A 12,332-nucleotide genomic window follows, 5' to 3' on the forward strand; every position below is an offset into this window, starting at 1 on the left:
CGGGTGAACGAACGAGAGACGACGCCGGGGGAACCGGCCGGGCCCACCGGGCCGACCTTGGAGGCCCTGCGGCAGCGGCTGGCGGACTTCGCGGCGGCCCGGCGCTGGGAGCCCTTCCACACGCCGAAGAACCTGGCGGCCGCGCTGAGCGTGGAGGCCGGCGAACTGCTGGAGATCTTCCAGTGGTCGACGCCCGAGCAGGCGGCCGCGGTGATGTCCGATCCGGAGCGGGCCCACCGGGTGCGGGACGAGGTCGCGGACGTCCTCGCGTACCTGGTGCAGTTCTGCACGGTGGTCGGGGTGGATCCGCTGGAGGCCCTCGCGGCCAAGATCGAGCGGAACGAGCTCCGCTTCCCGGTGCCGGACGGACCGGCGGACGTCGACCAGGGCGGGGCGGGTGTCAACCCGGACGTGGACGAATAATCCTTGTGAGGGACGGGAGTTATCCACAGCCCCGGACTTGTCCACAGCTTTCCCGATGACGGATGCGGCCTCGCCGACTTCGCCGCACGCTTTCGCCGTGACCACCTGACCGCCCCACCGGCGGTGGTGGTCCCACGGCGACAGCGAGCGAAAGGAGTGGCGGCCATGGAGGCGCTGCGACTGATCAAGAGGGCCCGGCACGCCCTGGCCGAGGCCAGACACGTACCGGATGTGCTGGCCGAGGCGCGGCAGGCCGCGCTGCTCACCGAGGCGGTGGGGGCCAGGCTGGCGGAGCTGGACGACGACCAGCTCGCCGGGCTGGGGCAGCAACTGGCCGAGGCCGCGGCGCACGCGGCGGTCTGCCTGGAACGCTCGGTCGTCAGGGCCGCCGTGCTGAGCGGCGGCCGGGCCGGGCGGCTCACCGAACTCGGAGAGCTGGCACCGACCTTGGGTGCGCTGGACGGGCTGCTGCGGGACGTCGGGGAGACGCTGGTGGTGCTGGCCTGCGGGGCCGACACCGAGAGCCTCTACTGGACGTGCATCGACGGTGTGGACGCGGTGTCGGAGTGCAAGGACCTGGCCGGGCGGCTGCGGAAGGCGGCGGGCAGGCTGGAGGGAGAGGAAGGCGCGGTGCTCGGCGGGGCGCCGGCCGAGCGGGGCTCGCCCTTACTCGTGGTCCGGCTCGACCCGCCGGACGAGGGCGGGCCGACGGGGGAGGAGCAGGCGCCGGACTATCGGGTGCCTGGCGTGGCCGGAGCGTCGGAGGAGGAGGTGTCCGTACCGGTGGGATAGGTGGCAGGGCCGTCCTCCCGGATGCCGGGGGACTGCAACTCGGCGAGATCCGCGGACACCGAGGCGAGCAGTTCGTGCAGTTGTTCCAGCAGGCTCTTCTGCGCGGCGGGCCCGGACGAGGTACCGGCGGCCGAGCCCGCCGGGCTGCTCGGGAGCTGCGGCGTGGCAGTTGGTTCGGTCATGACGGGACCTCTTCGGATCGGTAGTGCGGCGTGAAGCGGCCGGCGGTGGCTCGGCCCGCGCAGCGGGGGTGCCTGATGCCTGGCCACCGAGGTACACGCCCCCGCCGCAGCAACCAACGAACCGCTCCGGCGGCCGGTCACCGCGCGCCACCCGATGTGGTCCAACTCCGTTACGCCGTAAGCCTCCCGGGTGATCCCGGCTTGCCGCCGCGAAGCGGCCTGGGCTAGGCGCGCGACGAGACACTCCCGGCTTGCTCGGCGCCGAGCAAGCCGGGTGCCCGAGCAAGCCGGGTGCCCGACCAAGCCGGGACCGGGCCAAGGCTTCGGGCGAGGGGAAGGAGGAGAGGGCGGAGGGGAGGGAGGGGGAGGGGGAGGGGGAGGGGGCCCGCACGCCCGCCGAAAGCCGCAGAACGCACTCGGGGTTCGGAGCCCGAGTCGGCTCCGAACCCCGATGGTGTGGTCCCGCAGGTCAGTTGTGGGCGTGCAGGTCGGCGTTGAGGCCGCCCCAGGAGCCGGAGCGGGCGATGACCTCGACGGCGCCGGTCTGCGAGTTGCGGCGGAACAGCAGGTTGTCCTGGCCGGACAGCTCGACGGCCTTGGCCACGGTGCCGTCCGGGGTGGTGACCCGGGTGCCGGCGGTGACGTAGAGGCCGGCCTCGATGACGCAGTCGCTGCCGAGCGAGATGCCGATGCCTGCGTTGGCACCGAGCAGGCAGCGCTCGCCGACCGAGACGACCTGCTTGCCGCCGCCGGAGAGGGTGCCCATGATCGAGGCGCCGCCGCCGATGTCGCTGTGGTCGCCGACGACGACGCCCGCGCTGATCCGGCCCTCGACCATGGAGGTGCCGAGGGTGCCGGCGTTGAAGTTGACGAAGCCCTCGTGCATCACGGTGGTGCCGGCGGCCAGGTGGGCGCCGAGGCGGACGCGGTCGGCGTGGGCGATGCGCACACCGGACGGGGCGACGTAGTCGGTCATCCGCGGGAACTTGTCGATGCCGTACACGGCGAGCTGGCCGCCCTGGGCGCGGACCGCGAGGCGGGCCTGCTCGACCGCGTCCACCGGGACGGGGCCGATGCTGGTCCACGCGACATTGGCGAGCAGCCCGAAGACGCCGTCCAGGTTCTGGCCGTGCGGCTTGACCAGGCGGTGGCTGAGCAGGTGCAGGCGCAGGTACACGTCGTGGGTGTCGAGCGGCTTCTCGTCGAGCGAGGCGATGGTGGTGCGCACGGCGACCACCTCGACGCCGCGGCGCGGGTCGGCGCGCAGCGCCTCGGCCGCGCCTGCGCCGAGTTCGGCCTCGGCCTGCTCGGCGGTCAGGCGGACGGTGCCGGCCGGGCCGGGCTCGGCGGCCAGGGCGGGGGCGGGGAACCAGGTGTCGAGGACGGTGCCGTCGGCGGCGATGGTGGCCAGGCCGGCGGCCACGGCCCCGTTCGGGAGGGAGGTCGATTCAGCAGTCACACCGTGCACGTTAACCAATGCGGGGCCCTGCTGCCGAACACGCCCGTCGTACGGACGCGGCCGCCGCTCGGCACGCCCCCGCCGTGCGTACACGGTCACCGGCGGGCTGCGGCGGACGGCCGCCGAGCCGGAAAACCCGGTGTTCAGCGAAGGTTTGCTCGGCGATACTCGGGCGGGTGTTCATGTCGATCTCCACCACCGGCAGCGTCGAGGGCCCGGCCACCGATCTCGGCTTCCTGCTGCACAAGCACCCGGGCAAGGTCCAGCGGTTCGCGACGTCGCACGGCGAGGCGCACGTCTTCTACCCCGAGGCGGGCGACGACGTCTGCACGGCGGCGCTGCTGCTGGACGTCGACCCGATCGCGCTGGTCCGCAAGGGCCGGGGCAAGGGGCGCGGCGGTTCGCCGGACTTCGCGCTCGCCCAGTACGTCAACGACCGCCCGTACGCGGCGTCCTCGCTGCTCGCGGTGGCGCTGCGGACGGTGTTCCGGTCCGCGATGAAGGGCGCCTGCCCGGCCCGGCCCGGGCTGGCGGACCGGCCGCGCCCGCTGCGGATCACGTTGCCCGCGGTGCCCGCGAACGGCGCGGGCGAGGGCGGTGGCCCGGCGATGGCGGTCCGGCTGTTCGAGCCGCTGGGCTGGCGGGTCGAGGCGGTGGCGCTCCCGTTGGACGAGGCGTTCCCGGAGTGGGGCGAGTCCCGGTACGTGCGGCTCACACTGGTCTCGGACGCCGTGCGGCTCGCCGACGCGCTCCAGCAGCTGTACGTGCTGCTGCCGGTGCTGGACGGTGCCAAGCACTACTGGGTCGCCCCGGACGAGGTGGACAAGCTGCTCGCCGCCGGCGAGGGCTGGCTGGCCGCCCACCCGGAGCGCGCCCTGATCACCCGCCGCTACCTGTCCCGGAGCCGGGCGCTGACCCGGGTGGCGATGGAGCGTCTGGAGCTGGCCCGGCTGGCGGAGGCGGACGACCGGGAGCCCGAGGAGGTCGACAACGCGGTCGACGAGCGGCCGGACGAGCCGGAGGAGGCCGCCGGGGCGGCATCGGAGCCCAGGCCGCCGTCCCTCGCCGGGCAGCGCCGCGCCGCGATCCTCGCCGCCCTGCGGGAGGTGGGCGCGGCCCGCGTCGCCGATCTCGGCTGCGGCCGGGGCGAGTTGATCGGCGAACTGCTGAAGGACGCCCGGTTCACCGAGGTGCTCGGCGTGGACGTGTCGGCGCGGGCCTTGCAGGCGGCGGCCCGCGGACTGCGCCTGGACCGGATGCCGGAGCGGCAGGCGGCCCGGGTGACGCTGGCGCAGGGCGCGCTGACGTACACGGACGCCCGGTTGAAGGGCTTCGACGCGGCGGTGCTGTGCGAGGTGGTCGAGCACCTGGACCTGCCCAGGCTGCCCGCCCTGGAGTACGCGGTGTTCGGCGCGGCCCGGCCGGGGGCGGTGGTCGTCACCACGCCGAACGCCGAGTACAACGTCCGCTGGGAGAGCCTGCCGGCGGGCGCTGTCCGGCACGCCGACCACCGCTTCGAGTGGTCGCGCGCCGAGTTCCGCGCGTGGGCCGAGCGGGTCGCGGCGGTGTTCGGTTACACGGTGGTGCTGCGCCCGGTGGGGCCGGAGGACGGGGAGGTCGGCGCGCCGACCCAGCTGGCCCTGTTCCGCCTCGGCACCAGCCCTGCCGAGCAGACCCCGACCGAGCAGACCCCGACCGAGCAGACCCCTGCCGAGCGGACCCCGACCGGCACCACCCGGACCGACCCGGCCGCGACCGAGCAGGCCCCGACCGAGCACACCCCGGCCGACCCGGCGCCCGAAGGAGGCGAATCCCGATGACCGACGAAGCGACCCCGACGTCCGAGCAGCACCAGCACCAGCACCAGGAGCACGACCAGGGTCAGCCCCAGGACCACCCCGCCCCCCGCCGTCTCCCCGTCACCGACGTCTCCCTCGTCGTCCTGATCGGCACCAGCGGCGCCGGCAAGTCGACCTTCGCCCGCCGCCACTTCCTGCCCACCCAGGTTGTCTCCTCCGACTTCTGCCGCGGCCTGGTCGCCGACGACGAGAACGACCAGTCGGCCTCCGCCGAGGCCTTCGACGTCCTGCACTACATCGTCGGCAAGCGCCTCGCGGCCGGCCGGCTGACCGTCGTGGACGCCACCAACGTCCAGCCCGAGGCACGCCGCCAGCTGGTGCGGATCGCCCGCGAGCACGACGTGCTGCCGATCGCGATCGTGCTGGACGTCCCGCCGGGCGTGTGCGCCGAGCGCAACCGCTCCCGCCCGGACCGCCAGCTGCCGGCCCACGTCGTCCCGCGCCAGCACCGCGAGCTGCGCCGTTCCCTGCGCGGCCTGGAGCGCGAGGGCTTCCGCAAGGTGCACGTGCTGCGCGGCGCGGCCGAGGTGGCGGCGGCCGAGGTGGAGCTGGAGAAGCGCTACAACGACCTGCGTCACCTGACCGGCCCGTTCGACATCGTCGGCGACATCCACGGCTGCCGCTCCGAGCTGGAGACCCTGCTGACCCGCCTCGGCTACACGCTGACCCGGGACGCCGGGGGCCGGCCGGTGGACGCGGTGCCGCCGGCGGGCCGTACCGCCGTGTTCGTCGGGGACCTGGTCGACCGCGGCCCGGACACACCGGGCGTGCTGCGCCTGGTGATGGGCATGGTCGCGGCCGGGCACGCGCTGTGCGTGCCGGGCAACCACGAGAACAAGCTGGGCCGGGCGCTGGACGGCAAGAAGGTCAACGTCGCCTACGGTCTGCAGGAGTCGCTGGATCAGCTGGCCGGCGAGTCCGAGGAGTTCCGGGCCGAGGCGCGGGAGTTCATGCGCGGCCTGGTGAGCCACTACCTGCTGGACGGCGGCGCGCTGGTGGTCTGCCACGCCGGTCTGCCGGAGCGGTACCACGGCCGCAACTCGGGCCGGGTGCGCTCGCACGCGCTGTACGGGGAGACCACCGGCGAGACCGACGAGTACGGCCTGCCGGTGCGCTACCCGTGGGCGGAGGAGTACCGGGGCAAGGCGCTGGTGGTGTACGGCCACACGCCGGTGCCGTCGGCGAGCTTCGTCAACAACACCGTCTGCCTGGACACCGGTTGCGTGTTCGGCGGCACCCTGACGGCGCTGCGCTACCCGGAGCGGGAGCTGGTGAGCGTGCCGGCCGAGCGGGAGTGGTACGCGCCGGTTCGCCCGCTGTCCACGGACGCGCCGGGCGCCCGCGAGGGCCGTCCGCTGGATCTCGCCGACGTGGCGGGCCGCCGGGTCGTCGAGACCGGGCTGCACGGGCGGGTCGCCGTCCGGGAGGAGAACGCGGCGGCGGCGCTGGAGGTGATGAGCCGCTTCGCGCTGGACCCGCGGCTGCTGGCGTACCTGCCGCCGACGATGGCGCCGAGCGCCGCCTCCCGCCGGGACGGCTTCCTGGAGCACCCGCAGGAGGCGTTCGCCGCCTACCGCGCGGACGGCGTGCGGCACCTGGTGTGCGAGGAGAAGCACATGGGGTCCCGCGCGGTGGTGCTGGTCGCCCGGGACGACGCGGCGCTGGAGCGGCGCTTCGGCGTGGCCGGTCCGGGCGCGATCTGGACCAGGACGGGCCGGGCGTTCCTCGCCGACGACGGCCTGACCGCGGCCGTGCTGGGCCGGGTGCGGGCGGCCGCCGAGCGCTCGGGGCTGTTCGACGAGCTGGGCACCGGCTGGCTGCTGCTGGACGCCGAGCTGATGCCCTGGTCGCTGAAGGCCGTGGAACTGCTGCGCCGCCAGTACGCGGCGGTCGGCGCGGCGGCGGGCGCCGCCCTGCCGGAGGCGCTGGCGGCCCTGGAGCGGGCGGCCGGTCGCGGGTTGGACCTGGCGGAGCTGACCGCCAAGCAGCGGCGGCGCGCGGCCGACGCGCAGGCGTTCACCGAGGCGTACCGGCGGTACTGCTGGCCGACCGAGGGGCTGTCGGGCGTGCGGCTGGCGCCGTTCCAGGTGCTGGCCGCCGAGGGTGTGAACCTCGCCGTACGCCCGCACGACGAGCACCTGGCCTGGATCGACCGCCTGGTCGCGGCCGACGAAGCGGCGGCCGAAGCGGCGGCCGAAGCGCGGGCCGAAGCCGCGCTCGCAACGGCGTCCGTGACGGCGTCCGAGGCGGCGTCCGAAACGGACGGTGACCGGGCACCGGTCCTGCACCGCACCGGCCGTCTCCTGGTGGACACCGAGGACGAGGCCTCGGTGGCGGCCGCCACGGCCTGGTGGGAGGAGCTGACGGCGGCGGGCGGCGAGGGCATGGTGGTCAAACCGCTGGCCTCGGTGGTGCGCACGAAGCGGGGCGGGGGCCGTCCGGGCGGGCTGGTGCAGCCGGGGGTGAAGGTGCGCGGCCGGGAGTACCTGCGGATCGTCTACGGCCCGGACTACACCGAGTACCTGGACCGGCTGCGCGAGCGGTCGCTGGGCCACAAGCGCTCGCTGGCGCTGCGCGAGTACGCGTTGGGCCTGGAGGCGCTGGACCGGCTGGCGGCCGGCGAGCCGCTGTGGCGGGTGCACGAGCCGGTGTTCGCGGTGCTCGCGCTGGAGTCCGAGCCGGTCGATCCGCGCCTGTAGGCCGACCGGGCGCCGAGGAGGCCCGCGCCTGTAGGCCGACCGGGCGTCGAGGGGGTCCGCGCCTGTAGGCCGACCGGGCGTTGAGGGGGAGTCCGCGGCGGGGCTCCCCCTCTCCCATCCCCGGCGTGTATAGAAATTCCGAGCATCGTATAGACTTGCTACTTTCCCGTACGTCCCGTCATCCCAGGAGCCCGGTATGGCCTTCAACCTCCGGAACAGGCACTTCCTCAAGGAGCTCGACTTCACGCCCCAGGAGTTCCGCTTCCTGGTGGACCTCGCCGCCGGGCTCAAGGCGGCCAAGTATGCGGGCACCGAGCAGCCCCGGCTGCGCGGGAAGAACATCGCGCTGATCTTCGAGAAGACCTCCACCCGTACCCGCTGCGCCTTCGAGGTCGCCGCCCACGACCAGGGCGCCACCACCACCTACCTGGACTCGTCCGGTTCGCAGATCGGCCACAAGGAGTCCATCCGGGACACCGCCCGGGTGCTCGGCCGGATGTTCGACGGCATCGAGTACCGCGGCCACGGCCAGGAGATCGTCGAGGAACTGGCCGCGAATGCCGGCGTCCCGGTCTGGAACGGTCTCACCGACGAGTGGCACCCCACCCAGATGCTGGCCGACGTGCTCACCATGACCGAGCACGGCACCAAGCCGCTGACCGGGACCGCCCTCGCCTACCTCGGCGACGCCCGCTCCAACATGGGCAACTCGCTGCTGGTCACCGGCGCCCTGCTCGGCATGGACGTCCGGATCGTCGCCCCGCGCTCCCTCTGGCCGGCCGAGGAGGTCCGGAAGGCGGCCGAGACGCTGGCCGAGGCGACCGGCGCCCGGATCACCCTCACCGAGGACGTGGCCGAGGGCGTGGCCGACGTGGACTTCCTCTACACCGACGTCTGGGTCTCGATGGGCGAGCCCAAGGAGGTCTGGGCCGAGCGGATCGAGTTGCTCAAGCCCTACCAGGTGTCGATGGACACCGTCCGGGCCACCGGCAACCCGGCCGTGAAGTTCCTGCACTGCCTGCCCGCGTTCCACGACCTCGGCACGGTGGTCGGGCGGCAGATGTACGAGGCGACCGGCATGACCGAGCTGGAGTGCACCGACGAGCTGTTCGAGTCGGCGCACTCCGTCGTGTTCGACCAGGCCGAGAACCGCCTGCACACCATCAAGGCGGTCCTGGTCGCCACCCTCGGCTCCTGAAGCAGGAGCTCACTTCTCCAGCTTGACGCAGGCCGCCCGGTCGCCCGCCGCGTGCGGGCCGGCCGGGGTGCCCGCGTGCATCACCAGCGAGCGGGCCTCGCCCGGCCGGGGCTGCCAGGGCACCGAGGCCGTCGCGGTGCCCTCGCCGTGCTCGTCGGTGCGCAGCGCCAGCCGCAGTTCGTTGCGCCCGTTGGCGTACGCGGGGTCGGTGGACGGCTGCACCGGGTCCACGGCGTCCTGGTAGTGCGGTCCGGACGAGGCCGGGTCGGCCCCGCAGGAGCCGGTGTGCAGGTGCACCGGGAACTCGTGGTCGGGGGCGAGCCCGGTGACGGTCATGGTGAGCACCGTCCGCCCCGCGGTGGAGCGGTCGGTGACGATCCGGGTGCGCGCGCCGTACGGCACGAGGTCGTCCGCGTAGCTGACGGCGGTCGGCGGGACGAAGGCCGTCGCGGGGTCGAAGGCGGCCTCGACGACGGAGACGGGCGAGGCGATGGGGGCCCGCGGGGTGACGGGGGCCGGGGAGGCGGCGGCGGGGGCGAGCAGGGCCAGCGGCAGCAGCGCGGCGGCGAGCGGAGTGGACATCAACGGGCCTTCCACGGGCGGGGTGACGGACACCGTGCTCAACGGCGCCGGGCGCCGGCGGACACCCTCGAACGGGCTCGGAGGCGAGCGGGCCGCGCGGGCGCGCCCCCGCTCGTCCCGTCGCCGACCGGCGGTTCCGGTGGTGAGCTGGTGTGAGCCGGTGCCGAGTCGACACCGAGCCGGTGGTGGGCCGGTGGTGGGCCGGCAGCGGTGCGGTTGTCGGCCTCCGTCGCCGGAATGGCCGCTGACCTGCGCTTTTATCGACCCAGGCATGCCTGCGGTGGTGAAGGCGACGGCATGCACTATGGTTTATCTCGACATCGAGATAACTGCCCCATAGGATATATCTCGACATCAAGATACTTGCCGAGCGGAGCTCGCCGGCGATGCGGGCAAGGTAAGCCTAAGTAAGGCTGACCTTACCACCGTGGCGGCCGGATACCGCACGAAGCACCCAGAAGGAGTCAGTCGTGTCCGCGAACAGCTTCGACGCCCGCAGCTCGCTGCAGGTGGGCGACGAGTCGTACGAGATCTTCAAGCTCTCCGCCGTCGAGGGTTCCGAGCGGCTGCCGTACAGCCTCAAGGTGCTGCTGGAGAACCTGCTCCGCACGGAGGACGGCGCGAACATCACCGCCGACCACATCCGCGCGCTCGGCAACTGGGACGCCAGCGCCCAGCCGAGCCAGGAGATCCAGTTCACGCCGGCCCGCGTGATCATGCAGGACTTCACCGGCGTGCCGTGCGTGGTCGACCTCGCCACCATGCGTGAGGCCGTCAAGGAGCTGGGCGGCGACCCGGCCAAGATCAACCCGCTGGCCCCGGCCGAGCTGGTCATCGACCACTCCGTCATCGCCGACAAGTTCGGCACCCCGGACGCCTTCGTCCAGAACGTCGAGATCGAGTACGGCCGCAACAAGGAGCGCTACCAGTTCCTGCGCTGGGGCCAGACCGCCTTCGACGAGTTCAAGGTCGTCCCGCCCGGCACCGGCATCGTCCACCAGGTGAACATCGAGCACCTGGCCCGCACCATCATGGTCCGCGGCGGCCAGGCCTACCCGGACACCTGCGTCGGCACCGACTCGCACACCACCATGGTCAACGGCCTGGGCGTGCTGGGTTGGGGCGTCGGCGGCATCGAGGCCGAGGCCGCCATGCTGGGCCAGCCGGTCTCCATGCTGATCCCGCGCGTGGTCGGCTTCAAGCTCAACGGCCAACTGCCGGCCGGCACCACCGCCACCGACCTGGTGCTCACCATCACCGAGATGCTGCGCAAGCACGGTGTGGTCGGCAAGTTCGTCGAGTTCTACGGCGAGGGCGTCTCCGCGATCCCGCTGGCCAACCGCGCCACCATCGGCAACATGTCGCCGGAGTTCGGCTCGACCTGCGCGATCTTCCCGATCGACGCCGAGACCATCAACTACCTCAAGCTCACCGGCCGCGACGAGCAGCAGCTCGCCCTGGTCGAGGCGTACGCCAAGGAGCAGGGCCTCTGGCACGACCCGTCGGTCGAGCCGGTCTTCTCCGAGTACCTGGAGCTGGACGTCTCCACCGTCGTCCCGTCGATCTCCGGCCCGAAGCGTCCGCAGGACCGCGTCGTCCTGGCCGAGGCCGCCACCCGGTTCGCCGAGGCGCTGCCGACCTACTCCGCCGAGGCCTCGAAGCCGACCGTCGTCACCGCCCCCGACGGGTCGAAGTACGAGATCGACAACGGCGCGGTCGTGATCGCCTCGATCACCTCCTGCACCAACACCTCCAACCCCTCCGTCATGCTGGGCGCCGCCCTGCTGGCGAAGAAGGCCGTGGAGAAGGGCCTCACGGTCAAGCCGTGGGTCAAGACCACCCTGGCCCCCGGGTCCAAGGTCGTCATGGACTACTACGAGAAGGCCGGCCTGCTCCCGTACATGGAGAAGCTGGGCTTCAACCTGGTCGGCTACGGCTGCGTCACCTGCATCGGCAACTCGGGCCCGCTGCCCGAGGAGGTCTCGGCCGCCGTCAACGAGGCCGACCTGGCGGTCGTCTCGGTGCTCTCCGGCAACCGCAACTTCGAGGGCCGGATCAACCCGGACGTGAAGATGAACTACCTGGCCTCCCCGCCGCTGGTGGTCGCCTACGCCCTGGCCGGCAACATGAACATCGACATCACCCGCGACGCCCTGGGCCAGGACGCCGACGGCAACGACGTCTTCCTCGCCGACATCTGGCCGTCGGAGCAGGAGGTGGCGGACACCGTCGCCGGCTCCATCGACGAGGCGATGTTCGACAAGGGCTACCAGGACGTCTTCGCCGGTGACCACCGCTGGCAGTCGCTCCCGGTCCCGACCGGCAACACCTTCGAGTGGGACGCCGAGTCCACCTACGTGCGCAAGCCCCCGTACTTCGAGGGCATGGCCAAGACCCCGAGCCCGGTGACCGACATCGCCGGCGCCCGCGTCCTGGCCAAGCTGGGCGACTCGGTCACCACCGACCACATCTCCCCGGCCGGCAACATCAAGCCGGGCACCCCGGCGGCGCAGTACCTGACCGCCAACGGTGTCGAGAAGCGCGACTTCAACTCCTACGGCTCGCGCCGCGGCAACCACGAGGTGATGATCCGCGGCACCTTCGCCAACATCCGTCTGCGCAACCAGATCGCGCCGGGCACCGAGGGCGGCTACACCCGCGACTTCACCCAGGCCGACGGCCCGGTGTCGTTCATCTACGACGCCTCGCAGAACTACCAGGCCGCCGGCACCCCGCTGGTCGTCCTGGCCGGCAAGGAGTACGGCTCCGGCTCGTCCCGCGACTGGGCCGCCAAGGGCACCGCGCTGCTGGGCGTCAAGGCCGTCATCGCCGAGTCGTACGAGCGCATCCACCGCTCGAACCTGATCGGCATGGGCGTCCTGCCGCTGCAGTTCCCGGAGGGCCAGACCGCCGAGTCCCTCGGCCTGACCGGCGAGGAGACCTTCTCCTTCACCGGCGTGACCGAGCTCAACGAGGGCCGCACCCCGAAGACCGTCAAGGTCAAGGCCGGTGACAAGGAGTTCGACGCGGTCGTCCGCATCGACACCCCCGGTGAGGCGGACTACTACCGCAACGGCGGCATCCTGCAGTACGTGCTGCGCTCGCTCATCGGCTGAACCGAGTTCTAGTTCCGGGGGC

General features: G+C 72.8%; 9 protein-coding genes. 6 read left to right on the forward strand and 3 right to left on the reverse strand.

What is annotated here, in order from left to right; genetic code table 11:
* Positions 1–3 precede the first annotated feature (3 nt).
* Together AB0O19_RS16780 and AB0O19_RS16785 are read left to right on the forward strand one after the other, a co-directional pair.
* Complete coding sequence (locus AB0O19_RS16780) at positions 4–423, forward strand: nucleotide pyrophosphohydrolase (protein ID WP_363620204.1); 420 nt, start codon at positions 4–6, stop codon at positions 421–423.
* A 165-nt stretch (positions 424–588) separates the two neighbouring features.
* Positions 589–1,215 carry a DUF6099 family protein gene (locus AB0O19_RS16785; RefSeq protein WP_363620205.1) on the forward strand — a complete coding sequence of 209 codons (627 nt, stop codon included), beginning with the start codon at positions 589–591 and terminating at the stop codon, positions 1,213–1,215.
* Here AB0O19_RS16785 and AB0O19_RS16790 read toward each other — a convergent pair.
* A complete protein-coding gene (locus AB0O19_RS16790) occupies positions 1,155–1,397 on the reverse strand; it encodes a hypothetical protein (protein WP_363620207.1) in 243 nt (80 codons plus the stop codon). The genes AB0O19_RS16785 and AB0O19_RS16790 overlap by 61 nt on opposite strands.
* Before the next feature lie 469 nt (positions 1,398–1,866).
* Positions 1,867–2,856, reverse strand: coding sequence for a 2,3,4,5-tetrahydropyridine-2,6-dicarboxylate N-succinyltransferase (gene dapD / locus AB0O19_RS16795; protein ID WP_363588339.1), 990 nt, complete (start codon positions 2,854–2,856; stop codon positions 1,867–1,869).
* Between the two features lie 176 nt (positions 2,857–3,032).
* Between dapD and AB0O19_RS16800 the strand changes: the two genes are divergently transcribed.
* From AB0O19_RS16800 to argF, 3 genes are all read left to right on the forward strand, one after another.
* Positions 3,033–4,676 (forward strand): 3' terminal RNA ribose 2'-O-methyltransferase Hen1, encoded by a 1,644-nt coding sequence (locus AB0O19_RS16800; protein WP_363620209.1) that lies wholly within the window; start codon positions 3,033–3,035, stop codon positions 4,674–4,676.
* The gene (locus tag AB0O19_RS16805; protein ID WP_363620211.1) at positions 4,673–7,414 is read left to right on the forward strand and encodes a polynucleotide kinase-phosphatase; all 2,742 of its coding nucleotides are present in this window, start codon (positions 4,673–4,675) and stop codon (positions 7,412–7,414) included. The genes AB0O19_RS16800 and AB0O19_RS16805 overlap by 4 nt, the downstream gene beginning before the upstream one ends.
* Before the next feature lie 196 nt (positions 7,415–7,610).
* The gene (gene argF, locus AB0O19_RS16810; RefSeq protein WP_363620213.1) at positions 7,611–8,612 is read left to right on the forward strand and encodes an ornithine carbamoyltransferase; all 1,002 of its coding nucleotides are present in this window, start codon (positions 7,611–7,613) and stop codon (positions 8,610–8,612) included.
* Positions 8,613–8,621: 9 nt separating this feature from the next.
* On the opposite strand, the gene AB0O19_RS16815 is transcribed toward argF, so the two are convergent.
* Entirely contained in the window at positions 8,622–9,194 is a 573-nt protein-coding gene (locus tag AB0O19_RS16815; RefSeq protein ID WP_363620215.1) for a superoxide dismutase family protein, read from the reverse strand.
* A gap of 470 nt (positions 9,195–9,664) precedes the next feature.
* On the opposite strand from AB0O19_RS16815, the gene acnA reads away from it, so the two are divergent.
* On the forward strand, positions 9,665–12,310 hold the full coding sequence (gene acnA / locus AB0O19_RS16820) for an aconitate hydratase AcnA (RefSeq protein ID WP_363620217.1): 2,646 nt from the start codon (positions 9,665–9,667) through the stop codon (positions 12,308–12,310).
* Positions 12,311–12,332: the final 22 nt, after the last annotated feature.

This window comes from Kitasatospora sp. NPDC091276 (assembly GCF_040684355.1).
Lineage (GTDB): Bacteria > Actinomycetota > Actinomycetes > Streptomycetales > Streptomycetaceae > Kitasatospora.